The 15,412-nt window shown below is 64.9% G+C and carries 15 protein-coding genes; 11 read left to right on the top strand and 4 right to left on the bottom strand.

Annotation, left to right across the window (positions count from 1 at the left end; all coding sequences use genetic code 11):
* Positions 1–40 precede the first annotated feature (40 nt).
* From LZ519_RS03660 to LZ519_RS03645, 4 genes are read left to right on the top strand one after another with little or no spacing between them, the layout of a single operon-like run.
* Positions 41–640, top strand: coding sequence for a LemA family protein (locus LZ519_RS03660; RefSeq protein WP_249867368.1), 600 nt, complete (start codon positions 41–43; stop codon positions 638–640).
* Between the two features lie 40 nt (positions 641–680).
* On the top strand, positions 681–1,481 hold the full coding sequence (locus tag LZ519_RS03655) for a TPM domain-containing protein (RefSeq protein ID WP_249868852.1): 801 nt from the start codon (positions 681–683) through the stop codon (positions 1,479–1,481).
* A 5-nt stretch (positions 1,482–1,486) separates the two neighbouring features.
* Positions 1,487–2,152 (top strand): TPM domain-containing protein, encoded by a 666-nt coding sequence (locus LZ519_RS03650; RefSeq protein ID WP_348539377.1) that lies wholly within the window; start codon positions 1,487–1,489, stop codon positions 2,150–2,152.
* The gene (locus tag LZ519_RS03645; RefSeq protein ID WP_249867367.1) at positions 2,149–2,664 is read left to right on the top strand and encodes an NUDIX hydrolase; all 516 of its coding nucleotides are present in this window, start codon (positions 2,149–2,151) and stop codon (positions 2,662–2,664) included. The genes LZ519_RS03650 and LZ519_RS03645 overlap by 4 nt, the downstream gene beginning before the upstream one ends.
* Before the next feature lie 6 nt (positions 2,665–2,670).
* Here LZ519_RS03645 and LZ519_RS03640 read toward each other — a convergent pair whose 3' ends face one another.
* On the bottom strand, positions 2,671–4,368 hold the full coding sequence (locus LZ519_RS03640) for an amidohydrolase (RefSeq protein ID WP_249867366.1): 1,698 nt from the start codon (positions 4,366–4,368) through the stop codon (positions 2,671–2,673).
* Positions 4,365–5,693 (bottom strand): omega-aminotransferase AptA, encoded by a 1,329-nt coding sequence (gene aptA, locus LZ519_RS03635; RefSeq protein WP_249867365.1) that lies wholly within the window; start codon positions 5,691–5,693, stop codon positions 4,365–4,367. The genes LZ519_RS03640 and aptA overlap by 4 nt, the downstream gene beginning before the upstream one ends.
* Positions 5,694–5,921: 228 nt before the next feature.
* On the opposite strand from aptA, the gene LZ519_RS03630 reads away from it, so the two are divergent.
* A complete protein-coding gene (locus LZ519_RS03630) occupies positions 5,922–8,081 on the top strand; it encodes a M3 family metallopeptidase (RefSeq protein ID WP_249867364.1) in 2,160 nt (719 codons plus the stop codon).
* Between the two features lie 17 nt (positions 8,082–8,098).
* Here the strand turns inward: LZ519_RS03630 and LZ519_RS03625 are convergent, their stop codons facing one another.
* Positions 8,099–9,136 carry a phosphotransferase gene (locus LZ519_RS03625; protein WP_249867363.1) on the bottom strand — a complete coding sequence of 346 codons (1,038 nt, stop codon included), beginning with the start codon at positions 9,134–9,136 and terminating at the stop codon, positions 8,099–8,101.
* Between the two features lie 80 nt (positions 9,137–9,216).
* Here LZ519_RS03625 and LZ519_RS03620 point away from each other — a divergent pair, with 80 nt between their 5' ends.
* From LZ519_RS03620 to LZ519_RS03595, 6 genes are all read left to right on the top strand, one after another.
* Complete coding sequence (locus tag LZ519_RS03620) at positions 9,217–10,056, top strand: metallophosphoesterase family protein (RefSeq protein WP_249867362.1); 840 nt, start codon at positions 9,217–9,219, stop codon at positions 10,054–10,056.
* Between the two features lie 33 nt (positions 10,057–10,089).
* Entirely contained in the window at positions 10,090–10,947 is an 858-nt protein-coding gene (gene nadC / locus LZ519_RS03615) for a carboxylating nicotinate-nucleotide diphosphorylase (protein ID WP_249867361.1), read from the top strand.
* 78 nt (positions 10,948–11,025) lie between these two features.
* A complete protein-coding gene (locus LZ519_RS03610; protein ID WP_249867360.1) occupies positions 11,026–11,676 on the top strand; it encodes a hypothetical protein in 651 nt (216 codons plus the stop codon).
* A 125-nt stretch (positions 11,677–11,801) separates the two neighbouring features.
* Positions 11,802–13,208: an NAD(P)H-dependent flavin oxidoreductase gene (locus LZ519_RS03605; RefSeq protein WP_249867359.1), complete on the top strand. Its 1,407-nt coding sequence runs from the start codon at positions 11,802–11,804 to the stop codon at positions 13,206–13,208.
* Positions 13,208–13,687, top strand: coding sequence for an SH3 domain-containing protein (locus LZ519_RS03600; protein ID WP_249868850.1), 480 nt, complete (start codon positions 13,208–13,210; stop codon positions 13,685–13,687). The genes LZ519_RS03605 and LZ519_RS03600 overlap by 1 nt, the downstream gene beginning before the upstream one ends.
* 23 nt (positions 13,688–13,710) lie before the next feature.
* Entirely contained in the window at positions 13,711–14,169 is a 459-nt protein-coding gene (locus tag LZ519_RS03595) for a RidA family protein (RefSeq protein ID WP_249867358.1), read from the top strand.
* On the opposite strand, the gene LZ519_RS03590 is transcribed toward LZ519_RS03595, so the two are convergent.
* A complete protein-coding gene (locus LZ519_RS03590; protein WP_249867357.1) occupies positions 14,170–15,360 on the bottom strand; it encodes an acetyl-CoA C-acyltransferase in 1,191 nt (396 codons plus the stop codon). It lies immediately after the preceding gene.
* Positions 15,361–15,412 lie beyond the last annotated feature (52 nt).

Here is a 15,412-nt window from a genome sequence, read left to right as displayed (position 1 = left end):
TATCTACCTATCGCGAACTTCGTTGTTCAGGGGAAATGAAATGCGCTTCCTTCAACGCCTCGGTTTTCTCGCTCCGCTCGCAGCCCTAGCCCTTGCCGGATGCGGCCTGAACAGCGTCCCGACCGCTGAGGAGCACGTGAATGCCGCCTGGGGCGACCTTCAGGCCGATTACCAGCGGCGCGCCGACCTCATCCCCAACCTGGTCAACACCGTGAAAGGCTATGCCCAGCAGGAAAAGTCGGTGCTGGTGCAGGTGACCGAAGCTCGTGCCAAGGCGACCAGCATCCAGCTCAACGCCAACGACCTAAGCGATCCCGCCAAGGTCCAGGCGTTCCAGAACGCGCAGGGCCAACTTGGCAGCTCGCTCGGTCGCTTGCTTGCGACCTTCGAGGCGTATCCGGACCTCAAGTCCAACCAGAATTTCCTGGCGTTGCAGGACCAGCTCGAGGGGACCGAGAACCGCATCAACGCTTCGCGCCGGGATTATAACGAGGCGGTGCGCCAGTATAACACCACCATCCGCACTTTCCCCGACGCCGTCGGCGCAAAGATTTTCTATGGCGCGAAGCCGAAGGTGCCGTTCGAGGCCGAAGCGGGATCGACCAAAGCGCCCGACGTGAACTTCAACACTGCCGGCTAAGGTGACTCGCCTCCTCGCCGTCCTCTGGCTGGCGCTGGCCATGCTGGCCTCGCCGGCGTTGGCGCAGCACTTTCCCCCAAATAATGGAAAGGCGGTCGTCGATCAGGCGAACCTTCTTTCGCCTGAGCAGGAGCTCGACCTCGAGTCGAAATCCGAGGCGCTGTTTGCCCAGACGGGGCGCGCACTCGTCATCGCGACGGTCAACGGCCTGGAAGGCTATCCGATCGAGGATTATGCCTATCGTCTCGGCCGCGCCTGGGGGATCGGCGGCAAGGAGAAGGACGAGGGCGTGCTCCTCCTCGTGGCGCCCAATGAACGAAAGGTCTGGATCGCCACCGGCTATGGGGCCGGAGGCTTCATGACCGACGCGATGGCCGGAGTGATCACTCGAGAGGAAATCCTCCCTCATTTCAAGCAGACGCCGCCGGATTACGGCGGTGGAATCGAGGCGGGGGCCGCCGCGATCGTGAAGCAGATGAGCTTGCCGCCGGATGAGGCGGGACGAGCCGCGGCCGAGGCTCAGAACCGGGAAAAGGCCCGCAGCCAATCCGGCGGGGGCGCAATTCCCGTCATCTTCTGGATCATGATCTTCGCTTTCATCATGCTGTCGATGTTCCGACGCGCCGGCGGCCGTCGGTACCGAAGCACCCGCCGCGGCGGGATCAGCCCCTGGATCGTCCTCTGGGGTCTCAACGAAGCGGCACGAGCATCGCGAGGTCGCTCCGGCTGGGGCGGCGGTGGCTGGGGCGGAGGCGGCGGTTTCGGTGGCGGAGGAGGCGGAGGCTTCGGCGGTTTCGGGGGCGGCTCGTTCGGCGGCGGGGGCGCTGGCGGTTCATGGTGATGCAGATGACCGAGGCTGACCACGACAAGGTCAGCAAGGCAATCGCGGCGGCGGAATCGACGACGGACGGCGAGATCGTCGCGGTCGTCAGCCAGCTGAGCGATTCCTATCACGACGTCGCGCTCCATTGGGCGGTCGCGGTGATGATCCTGGTGCTCGCCTGGGCAGCTTGGCGGCCGGACTGGCTGACATGGTGGTTCGACCAGCTGTTCGGCGGGTGGAGACCGGAGCCGACGCTTGGCGAGCTTCTGACCCTGCTGATGGTCTGGGCCGTGCTGAAGTTCACCGCAAGCCTCCTCATCCTCAAGTGGATGCCGCTTCGCCTCGCTCTCACGCCGGGAGCAACCAAGCACCGGCGGGTTCGTCGCCGGGCGGTCGCCATCTACAAGGCGGCTGCGGAGCGGCGGACCGAGAATCGGGCTGGAATCCTCATCTATCTCTCAACCGGAGAGCGTCGGGCCGAGATCGTCGCGGACGAGGCGATCACCAAGGTAACCACGCCCGAAACATGGGGAGAGGCAATGGCGACTTTGCTCGCCGACGTCCGCGACGGACGCCCGGCCGACGGTATCTGCGCGGCGATCCAGCAGATCGGCATCGTCCTGGCCGAGCACTTCCCCAAGACTTCCGCCAATCCCAACGAGATTCCGGACAAGCTGATCGAGTTATGACTCCGGACAGTGACGCGCCGCTCGAGACCATGTGGGCCGGCAAGTACATCAGCGTCTTCAAGCGCGGGCGCTGGGAATATGTCTCGCGCACCGGAAGCACCAATGCGGTCGTCATCCTTGCCGAGCATGAGGGCAAGGTGATCCTGATCGAGCAATATCGCGTGCCCGTCGGGGGACGCTGCCTCGAGCTTCCCGCCGGCCTGGTCGGCGACGAGGACGAGCATGCGACCGTCGAGGGCACCGCGGTCAAGGAGCTTGAGGAGGAAACCGGCTTCACCTGCGACCGAGTGGAGCGGCTGGGCGAGTTCCACAGCTCGCCCGGAATGGTCGCGGAAAGCTTCACGCTGGTCCGCGCCCATGGAGTGCGCCGGGTGGGTGACGGCGGCGGCAACGAGCACGAGGACATCACAGTCCATCTCGTTCCTCGCGACGAGATCCCGGAGTTCATCCGCCAGCGGCGCGACGCCGGCTCTGCGGTGGACGTGAAGCTTCTGCTGTTCCTGGATGCCTAGCGAGGCTCAGGCGGCGTAGGTCGTCCGGCCGCCGGCGACGGTTCGAACGACCTTGATCGCGTTGATCTTTCCCGGGTCCACCGAATGCGGATCGTCGGAGAGCACGACGAAGTCCGCCAGCTTCCCCGAAGCGATCGAGCCTTTCAGATGCTCCTCGTGCGAATTGTACGCGCCGTTCCAAGTGTAGACGCGCAGCGCGTCGTCGACGCTGATCTTCTGGTTTGCGCCCCAGGTCTCGCCGTTCCAGCCCGTTCGCGTAACCATTCCCTGGATTCCCATCAGCGGTGAGAATGGGCCCGGAGGAAAGTCGCAGCCGCCCGCGACCTTGATCCCGGCGTCGAGATAGGAGCGGTATGGCATCATGCGGCGCATCATCGCTTCGCCGTAGAACTTGAACTTGTCGGGGTTGAAATAGGCGTAGCTGGTGAACGGGGCAGGGACCGCGTCGAGCGCCTTCATCCGGGCGATCAGCCCATCGTCCGCTAGTGTAGCGTGAGTGAACTTTGGCCGGACATCGCGCCGGGGGAAAAGCTTCGCGGCGCGCTCCAGCGACTTGAGGTACATGTCGATCGCGATGTCGCCGTTGGTGTGGCAGTTGGGCTGAATTCCAGCCCGCCACACTCGCTCGACCCATGAATCCAGGTCGGCCTGAGTGGAGGTCACATTGCCGTAATAGGGTGGCTTGCGTCCCGGGTAGCCGGCTCGGATCGACATCGTGCGCTCGGAAAATGATCCGTCGACCGTATGCTCGGATGTGGCGCCAAGCCGGATCCATTCGTCGCCGAAGCCGGTTCGCCAGCCGTTGGCGATCATCGCCTCGATCATCGGTTGGTCGGCTTCGTAACTGACCCTGTGGAGGAGCTGGCCGTCCGCCCGCACTTCCATCAGCGCGGAGAAATTGCCGCCCTCGTGGTGCACCCCGGTGAGGCCGAAGCGGGCGAACTGTTTCGAGATGTGGGCGAGACCGGCCTTGGCGCGGGCGAACTTCTCGGCGTCCGAGAACTGCGGCCATTTGCCCGCCTTCCACATCACGTCCTGCGCGGTATCGGTAACGCGGCCATTGAGCTCGCCCGATTCGTCATGGTCGAAGGTGCCCCCGAAGGGCTGCGGCGTGTCCTTGGTCACGCCCGCGAGCTCGAACGCCTTGCTGTTGAAGAAGACGGTGTGGCCGCCCCGATGGGTGACCGCCACGGGGTGAATGGTCGACACGCGGTCGAGGTCGGCGCGTGTGATGAGCCGCCCATCCTTCACCTTTGTGTCATCGTAGAAGAACCCCTGGACCCATTCGCCGGGCGGAGTCTTCGCGGCGCGCTCCTTGAGCTTGGAGACGATCGAATCGATGGTCACGAACTCGACGTCGAACGGGTTGCCGACCAGCACGTCGTAAAGCAGCGTCTCTCCGTCGGCGTGGAGGTGGCAGTCGATGAAGCCGGGCACGACGGTCATACCCTGGGCATCGAACAGCTCGGTTCCAGGCCCCGACAGCCCGGCAATTGATTCGTTCGATCCGACCGCGATTATGCGGCCGTCGCGAACGGCGAAGGCCTGGGCCGTCGGTGCCATGGGCTCCATCGTGTAGACCCGCGCGTTGCGGACGATCAGGTCGGCAGTTCGGAGATCTCCGACCGCTTTAGCAGCGGCGCTCGCCCCTGCGATCGTCGCGGCGGCGCCTCCCAGAACTGCCCTGCGGCTCAAATCCATCATTGCAGCTCCTTCGAGGAATCCGCGATCGCCGTCCGGAGCTTGTCGACCAGCTCGTCGATCTGAGCTTCGGAAATGATTAGCGGCGGAGACAAGGCGATGGTGTCGGCGGTGACCCGCACCAGCAGGCCAGACGCGAACGCACGGCAGAGAACGTCATAGCCGCGGGCGCCCGGTCGGCCCGCGAGCGGTGCAAGCTCGACCGCCCCGACGAGGCCGATGTCGCGGACGTCGATGACGTTCGGCGACTGGCGAAGCGAATGGATGGCGTCCTGCCAGTAAGGTTCGAGCTCGCGGGCACGGTCGAAGAGCTTCTCGCGGCTGTAGATGCCGAGCGTCGCTATCATTGCCGCTGATGCTGCCGGGTGACCCGAATAGGTGTAGCCGTGGAGGAGCTCGATCGCTCCCGGCGGGCCGTTCATCAACGCGTCGTGCACCTCGCCGCGAACTGCCACGGCCCCCATGGGAATCGCTCCGTTGGTCAGCCCCTTGGCCATGTTCAGGACATCGGGCGTGACCCCGAAACGCTGCGCCGCGAACGGGGCGCCGAGACGGCCGAAGCCGGTGATGACTTCGTCGAATATGAGCAGGATGCCGTGTTCGTCGCAGATGGAGCGAAGCCGTTCGAGATAGCCAATGGGCGGCGGAAGCACTCCGGTCGACCCGGCCATGGGCTCGACCATCACCGCGGCGATCTTCTCGGCACCATGCTCGGCGATGACCCGCAGTAGGTCGTCGGCCAGCTTGGCGCCGTGCTCCGGCTGCCCGCGGGCGAAGGCGTTACGCTCCAGATCGAGCGTGTGGCGGATGTGGTCCACTTCCCGGAGCAAGGGTCCGAAGGCGGCTCGGTTGTTGGGGATCCCGCCGACGGAGAGGCCGCCGAAATTGACTCCGTGATACCCGCGCTCGCGCCCGACCAGCCACACCCGGTTGGGCTCGCCGCGAGCGACATGATAGGCGCGGGCGATCTTCAGCGCGGTGTCCGCGGCCTCGCTCCCCGAATTGACGAAGAAGATACGGTCGAGGCCATCCGGAAGGATCGCCTTGAGCGCCTCAGCTGCCTCGAACGCGAGGGGATGACCCATCTGGAACGGCGGCGCATAGTCGAGATGGCGGAGAGCCGAGCCGACCGCGTCGGCGATCTCGGCGCGTCCGTGGCCCGCATTGACGCACCACAGGCCAGCGGCGCCGTCGAGCACCTGCCGTCCGTCGGGTGTGTAATAGTGCATGCCCTCGGCGCGCTCGAGCATACGAGGTGCCGCCTTGAACTGCCGGTTGGCAGTGAACGGCATCCACCATGCCGAAAGGTCGATTTCGCCCCCGCTCATCGCTGGCGATGCTGGCAGGTCGATCAGTGCGCGTCCAGCCGCGCCCTCATCGCTTCGGCAAAGGCGAGATCGGCTAGCGGCTCAAGCGGCTCTGTTCCTCGATTTTTGAGCAGGCTAAGGCGGGGTTCAGTTCGCAACTACTAACAGCCGTTTAGTCGAATGCCGCCTTGTCACGGCGAAGGCGCCGTTTACGCGCTCATCTATCCATATTTTCGGAGTGGGGACTTCATGAAGGTTTTGATGTTGGCCGGAACGGCGCTCGCGGCGCTGAGTGCAAGCGCGGCATCGGCTGATGCCACCACCGAGGCTGCCCCGGCGGCGGCGGCCGCCCAGGCTTCGGCCGTCGCGCCGGACAATATCCTGCTCAAGGATTGGAGCGGGCCGTATGCCGGCGTTCCTCCGTTCGACAAGGCCACTCCCGCGCTGTTCCCGCCGGCGCTTCAGTTCGCAATCGACGAGCAGAGCCGCGAAGTGCAGGCGATCGCCAACGACCCCGCGGCGCCCACCTTCGCCAACACCGTCGAAGCGCTGGAGAAGACCGGCGAGCGGCTCGACCGCGTGCTGTCCGTGTTCGGAGTGATGACCAGCAACATGGCCACGCCGGAATATCAGGCGCTGGACAAGGAATGGTCGCCCAAGCTGTCGGCCGCCTTCGACGCGATCACGCTCAATCCAAAGCTCTTCCAGCGGGTGAAGACGCTTTACACGAGCAAGGCGACGCTTGGCCTCGATGCGAAGCAGGACCGGCTCCTCACGCGCCTCTATGACAGCTTCGTTCGGCGCGGCGCCAATCTCGACCCGCAGCAGAAGGAGCAGCTGTCGAGCTACAACCAACAGCTCGCGACGCTGTTCGCCGAGTTCAGCGAGAAGGTGCTGGCCGACGAGAGCACCTATATCGCTGCCAATGAGAAGGAGATGGCGGGGGTCCCGGCCGACGTGAAGGCTGCGATGAAGGCTGCCGCCGGAAAGCAGAACCTGCCGGCCGGCGTCTATGCGATCAAGAATACCCGCTCAGCCGTCGATCCGATCCTAACCTTTGCCGACAATCGCGCGCTTCGTGAGCGTGTGTGGCGGGCGTTCGTCAATCGCGGCGACAATGGCGGCGCCAACGACACGAACGCGACTATCGCCAAGATCGTCAAGCTTCGCTCCGACCGCGCAAAGCTGCTCGGCTTCAAGGATCATGCCGACTGGCGGATGCAGGACACGATGGCCAAGACGCCCGATCGCGCCATGGACCTGATGGTGAGGGTCTGGCCGGCGGCGGTCCAGCGCGTGAAGGAGGAAGTCGCAGACCAGCAGGCTCTGGCCGACAAGCTCGGGCACAAGATCACGATCGAGCCCTGGGACTATCGCTATTACCAGGAGAAGGTCCGCAAGGAGAAATACGACCTAAGCCAGGAAGAGCTGAAGCCCTATTTCGAGCTCAACAACATCATCAACGCCTCCTACTGGGCGGCCGGCGAACTCTACGGGCTCGACTTCAAGGAGATCACCGGCACCGTCCCGGTCTGGAAGGACGATATCCGCGTTTGGTCGGTCACCGACCGCAAGACCGGCAAGCAAGTCGGCGTCTTCTACCGCGACGATTTCGCAGCGGAGGGCAAGCGCTCGGGCGCGTGGGCGACGACCTATCGAAGCCGGGCCGGCCTGCTCGGCGATGACATCGTCCTGGGGTCCAACAACAACAATTTCGTGAAGCCCGGGCCGGGCGAGCCGGTGCTGATCAGCCTCGACGATTCCGAGACGCTGTTTCACGAGTTCGGTCACGCGATCCATTACTTCCTGTCGAACGTCTATTATCCGAGCCTTGGCGGGTCGCAGCGCGACTTCGTGGAATATCCGAGCCAGGTGAACGAGAATTGGCTGCTGACACCGGAAATCCTGCAGCGCTTCGCCAAGCATCATGAGACCGGGCAGCCGATGCCCCAGGCTTTGGTCGACAAAATCCAGAAGGCGCAGACCTTCAACCAGGGCTTCGCCACGGTCGAATATCTGTCGTCGGCGCTGGTCGACATGATGCTCCATCGCGACGCCGACGGCGTTCTCGATCCGGATGCGTTCGAGAAGAAGGCGCTGGCCGAGATCGGAATGCCGAAGGAGATCGTGATGCGGCACCGGCTGCCGCAGTTCAATCACCTGTTCTCGTCCGACTCCTATTCGGCCGGCTATTATTCCTACCTGTGGTCGGAGACGATGGACGCCGACACCTGGGCGGCGTTCGAGGAGGCCGGTAGCCCGTGGGACAAGGCGACGGCCGAACGCTTCGCGAAATACCTGTTGTCGACCGGCAACGAGACCGATCGCGCCGAGGCCTACCGCCAGTTCCGCGGCCGCGACCCGGACGTGAAGGCGCTCCTCAAGCGCCGCGGATTCCCGGTGGACTGAACCAGCGAGGGCGCGGCCTAGAGTCGTGCCCTCTGCGCTTCGGCCCAGGCGAGATCGGCCAGCGGCTCGAGCTTGCTCGCGGTTTCGACGGCGTGCGCAGAGGAGGCTGTGCCGCGCGCGATCCGTCCGCGGATTCCGTGGAGGATGGCCGCCAGCCGGAAGAGGTTGAACACGACGAGATAGTCCCGGTTCGGCAAATGATTCCGGCCGGTGCGTCGGCAATAGGCCGCGACATATTCCTCTTCGGAGGGGATGCCGAGGGGCTCGAGATCGATTCCCGCCAGTCCGGCGAACAGATTGCTGGGCATCCGGTACATCAGCAGATGGTAGGTGAAGTCTGCCGCGGGATCGCCGAGCGTCGACAATTCCCAGTCCAGCACGGCTCGAACCGCCGGCTTCTCCGCGTCGAAGATCATGTTGTCGCAGCGAAAGTCGCCGTGGACGACGCTGGAGCGGCCGCTGTCGGGCGGAAGATGCTTCCCGAGCCAGTCTACGAGGCGGTCCATGGTCTCGATACGGCCCGCCTCGACGTCGCCGGCATATTGCTTCGACCAACGCGCGACCTGACGCTCGACGAACCCGCCCGGCCGGCCATAATCGCCGAGGCCGATCGCCTGCGGATCGAAAGCGTGGAGCCGGGCGATCGTCGAGTTCATTGAATCAAATGCCGCGGCGCGCTCGTCACGGCCAAGACCCGACAGCTGCGCTTCCCAGAAGATCCGGCCCTCGACCATGTCCATCAGGTAGAAAGCCGTGCCGATGATGCCTTCATCCTCGCAAAGCGCGAAGACCCTGGCGACGGGAAAGTCCTTGGCGCCGAGCGCCGCGAGGACGCGATATTCGCGGTCCACGGCATGCGCCCCCGGAAGAAGCTTCCCCGGCGGCTTGCGCCGAAGGACATAGGAACCGCTGGGAGAGTCGATGCGATAGGTAGGGTTCGACTGGCCGCCCTTGAACTGGCTCACCCGGATCGGGCCGGTGAAGCCCGCGACATGCTGTTCCATCCAGCGCTCGAGCGCCGCCTCATCGAAGCGCGCGCGGTCGCTGACGGGCATCGTGCCGCTATTGGCCTTCGTCCTGTCCACTTACCCACATGTATCGATGAACCGCCTCCTGTCACGCGCGTTGGCGAGACATGCCTCGCCTGATCCACCTGTCGGACCTCCATTTCGGCGCCCACGACCCGCGGCTGGTCGAAGGCGTCGAGCGCAAGGTCAAGGAAGCCGCCCCAGACCTCGTCGTGATCAGCGGCGACTTCACCCAGCGCGCCCGAACCGAGCAGTTCCAGGACGCCTGTCGATTCCTCGAGCGGCTCCGCGACGCGGGCCACGAAGTGCTTGCGGTTCCAGGCAACCACGACGTTCCGCTCTACGACGTGTTTCGGCGCTTCCTGTCGCCGCTCACTCGCTACATGCGCTACATCGACGACACGCTCTGCCCGCTTCAGGAAATCCCGGGAGCAACCGTGCTCGGGATCAACACCGCGCGGTCGCTGACGTTCAAGGATGGGCGGATCAGCGAAGAGCAGATGACCTTCATCCGCCAAACCTTCGACCGCACCGATCCGCAGGCGACGCGGATCCTCGTCACCCACCATCCCCTATTCGCGCTCCAGGTCGGCGAGGGGATGACGCCCGCGGTCGGGCGGAGCGAGCTCGCGCTCGACGCGATCGGCGACGCTGGCGTGGACATGCTCCTTGCCGGACACAATCACCACGCGTCGATCCACAATGCTCGCGAACTGGTGACCAGGGCAGGGCCGTCACTGGTGATCCAGGCAGGGACCGCGACCTCGACGCGGGTTCGAGAGCAGCAGCAGAGCTTCAACCGAATCGACATCGACGGCCCGCGAGTTACCGTCACCGTCGAGAGCTGGAACGGATCCGACTTCGTCGCAAAGGACGCCCAACCGTACGAGCGCGACGTGGACCATTGGCACCTCGCCGCGGCCCGCGCGGACGAGCCCGCCCACTAGAACCCGATCTGAGCCTGTCCTAGAGCGCCCGGCATGATCCTGGGCTTCGATACGGAAGACTTCGTCAGGCGGGCACTTGCCGAGGACCTCGGCAAGGGGGGCGACGTCACCTCGGCCGCAACCATTGCCGAAGACGCCCGGTTCGGCGCCGAGCTGAAGGCTAGGGAAACAATCGTCGTCGCCGGCCTCGACCTCGCTGCCGAATTCTTCCGTGCCATGGATGAGGCCGTCGTGATCCATCAACTGGCGAAGGACGGCGCGCTGATCGAAGCCGGCGAGCCGCTGATGCGTCTCAAGGGGAATGCGCGGGCAATGCTCTCCGCCGAACGGTCGGCGCTGAACACGCTCCAGCACTTGTCGGGAATCGCGACCCTTACCCGGCGCTACGTCGAGGCCATCGAGGGGACGCGCGCGGTTCTGCTCGACACGCGCAAGACGATCCCCGGCCTGAGGGCGATCGAGAAATATGCGGCTAGGATGGGCGGCGCCGAGAACCATCGGATGCGGCTGGATGACGGAGTGCTGATCAAGGACAACCATGTCGCGGTCGCCGGTGGCGTCGGCGCGGCTGTGAGCGCGGCCAAGGCGGCCGACACGGGCCTCGAAGTCCAGGTCGAGGTCGACCGGATCGAGCAGATCGAGGAAGCGCTTTCAGCCGGTGCCGACCGGCTGCTCCTCGACAATATGGATCCTCAAACGCTGAAAAAGGCGGTCAAGATGGTTGCTGGGCGCGTACCGTTGGAAGCCTCGGGGGGCGTTCGCCTGGAGACCATCCGTGCCATCGCCGAAAGCGGCGTCGATTACATCTCGGTGGGCCGGATTACCCAGTCCGCCCCGGCGGTCGACATCGGCATGGATTACTCATTCGCCCCACGTAACAATACCGATTGAATTTAACGCGCTAGGGGCGCAGCACGCTCTCGACTCGGCCGAGACAGGCGGCCGCGAGTCCAGTCAAGGAGTCGTGCTATGAGCAGGATCCTCAAAACAGCATTTGCGATAGCGCTGCTGCTGGTTGTCCCGGGAGCCGCGGAGGCCCAACGTCACGGCGGCGGTGGAGGTGGTCACGGAGGAGGCTGGGGCCACGGAGGAGGGGGAGGAGGTCACGGCGGTGGCTGGGGCCACGGAGGAGGCGGCGGTCGTCATGGCGGCTGGAGCCACGGCGGCTGGGGCCACGGCGGCTGGGGCCACGGTCACGGCCATGGTCACGGCTGGGGCTATAGCGGAATTGGAATCTCGCTTGGCTATTACGCGCCTTATTACGGCTACGGTTACGGCTACTCCTATCCGGCCTACGGCTATTCCTACGCCCCTTATGCCTATGCCTACGGTTATCCAGGCTACGGTTACCCGGGCTACGGTTACCTGCCTTACGGCTATTCCGCCTATAGCTACCAGCCGTACGGATATGCGCCTTACGGCTACGGCTATCACGGCGCCTATGGTTGCGCGAACCCGGCCGCCGGAGCAGCGGTTGGCGGCGTCGCCGGGGCAGCGCTCGGGGCTGCGGTCGCAGATAGCGGGCACCATTATGGGAGCGGCGATGCCGCTGCCGGGGCCATCGTTGGCGGCGCGATCGGCGCCGTAACCGGCGGAGCAATTGCTGCAGGCAGCTGCTGAGCCGACACACTCCTGGATGACGGCACCGGAGCGCTGAGTGGCGACTGGCGTCCTAACGGCAGATTTTTGGAGCAATCCGAAGGGCGTGCTTATATAGGCCCCGCAAACGTCCGGGAGGCTTGTTCGTGTTCAAGGGCCTGAAGCCCATTTCATATGCTGGCCGCGAGGTCTGGCCGCTCATCGAAGGCGGCAAAGGCGTCAGTGCGACGAACCATGCCAGCTCCGGCGCCTGGGCCGCTGCCGGAGGCATCGGCACCGTCTCGGCCGTCAATGCCGACAGCTATGACCCGGAAGGGCGGATCATCCCGCAAATCTATCAGGGGCTGACCCGGCGCGAACGGCACGAGGAGCTGATCCAGTACGCCGTGGACGGAGCCGTGGCGCAGGTGCAGCGCGCCTATGACATCGCCGGCGGCAAGGGCGCGATCAACATCAACGTCCTTTGGGAAATGGGCGGCGCCCAGCGCGTGCTCCACGGAGTGCTGGAGCGCACGAAGGGGCTTGTCGCGGGAGTCACCTGCGGCGCGGGCATGCCTTACAAGCTGAGCGAGATCGCCGCTTCCTACGGCGTGAACTACCTCCCGATCATCAGCTCCGCGCGCGCCTTCAGCGCTCTGTGGAAGCGCGCCTATCACAAGGCGGCCGAATGGCTTGCCGCCGTGGTCTATGAGGACCCCTGGCTGGCTGGCGGCCACAACGGTCTTTCTAACGCCGAAGACCCCCGCAAGCCGCAGGACCCTTACCCGCGTGTGAAAGCGCTTCGTGAGACAATGCGCGAGAATGGCATCGCCGACAGCGTCCCGATCGTGATGGCGGGCGGAGTCTGGCGGCTGGACGAGTGGGAGAACTGGATTGACAATCCCGAGCTCGGCCAGATCGTCTTCCAGTTCGGAACGCGTCCGCTTCTGACCCAGGAAAGCCCGATCCCGCCCGAATGGAAGGCCCGGCTGATGGACCTGGAGGAAGGCGACATCCTCCTCCACCGTTTCTCGCCGACCGGATTCTATTCCTCCGCTGTCCGCAACCCGTTCCTCCGCAACCTCGAGGCGCGGTCGGACCGGCAGATCGCCTTCACCAAGGAATCGCTCGGCGACCATCATTTCGAGCTCGACGTCGGGCTCAACGGCAAGAAGAATTACTGGGTCACCAAGGGCGACCTGCAGCATGCCCGCGAATGGTATGCCGCCGGATATACCGAGGCGATGAAGACGCCCGACGAGACTTTGATCTTCGTCGATCCCGAAGAGAAGACCCATATCCGCAGGGACCAGGCGGAATGCATGGGCTGCCTGTCGCAATGCGCCTTCTCGTCCTGGGCGGACAATGAGAAGAACACGACCGGCCGCCTCGCCGACCCGCGAAGCTTCTGCATCCAGAAGACTTTGCAGGACATCGCCCACGGCGGCCCGGTCGACCAGAATCTGATGTTCGCCGGCCACTCTGCCTATCGGTTCAAGAGCGACCCCTTCTATTCCAACGGCTTCGTCCCGACCGTGAAGCAGCTGGTCGACAGGATCCTGACCGGCGCGTGATGTCCGCACGGGGGTTGCTCACCGGCTTGTTGGTTTTGGCTGCGGCGACGCCCGCGCTCGCCCAGGACAAGCAGCCGCCCTACTGGGCTTCGATCGCGAGCGGGCAGGCGATGACCCGCAACGGGCCGGCGCGGACATACCCGGGCAAGTGGCTCTACCAGCGGCGCGATCTTCCGGTGCGCGTGCTCCAGAAATATGAGAACTGGCGGCTGATCCAGGACCCGGACGGAGAAAAGGGCTGGATGCTCGTCACCCTGCTGAGCGACCGGCGGACGGCGCTGATCAAGGCCGGCGATCCGCGTGGCATCCATACCAAGCCCGACCCGGCGAGCCCGGTGCGTTATCGCGCCGAAGCGGGCGTGGTGGGCCAGATCGATCATTGCCGCTCGGGCTGGTGCCGGATCCACTTCGGAAGCCGCACCGGCTACGTCCAGACGAGGGACCTGTGGGGCGTGGAAGCGAACGAGGTCGTCGACTGAACGAAACCGAGGGGAGGCCAGGGATGAAATTGCCGATCGCACTTGCAGCCGGAGCACTGATCATGACCAACCCCGCGGATGCCGCTCCAACCCGTCCAGTGGTCGAACATTACGGAAACCCGACGATGAACGGGCAGCGGCTGCCCTTCTCGCGCGCCGTCCGCGTCGGCGACATCCTCTATCTTTCGGGCGCGATCGGCCGCGGTCCCGACGGCAAGCCGCCCGAGGGCATCGAGGCTCAGACGAAGGCGACGATGGACGACATCGGCGAGACGCTGAAGCTCGCGGGCCTCGGCTTTCGCGATCTGTTCCATTGCACCGTGTTCCTCAGCGACATGAAGAACTGGGCCGCGTTCAACCAGGTCTATGTGACCTACTTCCCGGACGGCCCCCTTCCGGCGCGCAGCGCGGTCGGAGTGAATGGGTTGGCGCTAGGTGCTTTGATGGAGATCGAGTGCCAGGCGTATGCGGGGAAGAAGTAGCTAGGCCAGCTCCACCGCCATCGCCGTTGCTTCGCCGCCGCCGATGCAGAGGCTGGCGACACCGCGCTTGCCGCCGGTCTGCTGAAGCGCTGCCACCAGCGTCGTCAGGATGCGCGCCCCGCTGGCGCCGATCGGGTGGCCGAGCGCGGTTGCTCCGCCGTTGACGTTGATCTTCTCGTGCGGGATTCCGATGTCGCGCATGGCGATCATCGCGACGCAGGCGAATGCCTCGTTGACCTCGAACAGGTCGACGTCGCCGACGCTCCAGCCGGCCTTCTCCAGCACCTTGTTGATCGCCGGAACAGGGGCGGAGGTGAACTTCGACGGCTCCTGCGCATGAGCGGCGTGGGCGACAACGCGGGCGATCGGCTTTGCGCCCAGCTTGTCCGCGATGCTCTGGCGGGTCAGCACCAGTGCGGCTGCGCCATCGCTGATCGATGAGGAGGTTGCGGCGGTGATCGTCCCGTCCTTGGCGAAGGCGGCCTTCAACTGCGGGATCTTCTCCGGATTGCCCTTGCCGGGCTGCTCGTCGACGTCGACCGTGACTTCGCCTTTTCGGGTGGTGACGGTGACGGGCGCGATCTCTTTCTCGAAGCGGCCGCTGGTGATCGCGTCGTTAGCGCGGCGAAGGCTCTCGATCGCATATTCGTCCTGCTGCTCGCGCGTGAACTGATATTCGCGAGCCGCGTCCTCGGCGAAGGTGCCCATCGCGCGGCCCTTGTCGTATGCGTCCTCGAGCCCGTCGAGCATCATGTGGTCGTAGACCGTGTCATGGCCGATGCGCGCGCCGGACCGGTACTTCTTGGACAAATAGGGGGCGTTGGTCATGCTCTCCATTCCGCCTGCGACGATGACATCGGCCGAGCCGGACTTGAGCATATCGGTGGCGAAAATCGCCGCCTGCATCCCTGAGCCGCACACCTTGTTGATCGTCACCGCTTCGGCCGAGCGGGGGAGGCCCGCGCCGAGGGCGGCCTGCCGAGCCGGTGCCTGGCCGAGGCCGGCCGGAAGCACGTTGCCCATGAACACCTTGTCGACCTGGTCGCCTGATATCCCGGCCCGCTCGACTGCAGCCTTCACAGCCGTCGCGCCCAGCTCGGTCGCCGAAGCGCCGGCAAGCGCGCCCTGGAAGCTGCCCATCGGGGTGCGTGCGTAGGAGAGGATGACGATCGGGTCGGTGGTGTCGGCCATTGCTTGCTCCGGGTGCGAATTGTTGCACTGCACATAAGGACGGTCGGTCGCT

It is taken from the genome of Sphingomonas anseongensis, assembly GCF_023516495.1.
GTDB classification, from domain to species: domain Bacteria; phylum Pseudomonadota; class Alphaproteobacteria; order Sphingomonadales; family Sphingomonadaceae; genus Sphingomicrobium; species Sphingomicrobium anseongensis.
This window is presented reverse-complemented; position numbering and strand designations above follow the sequence as displayed.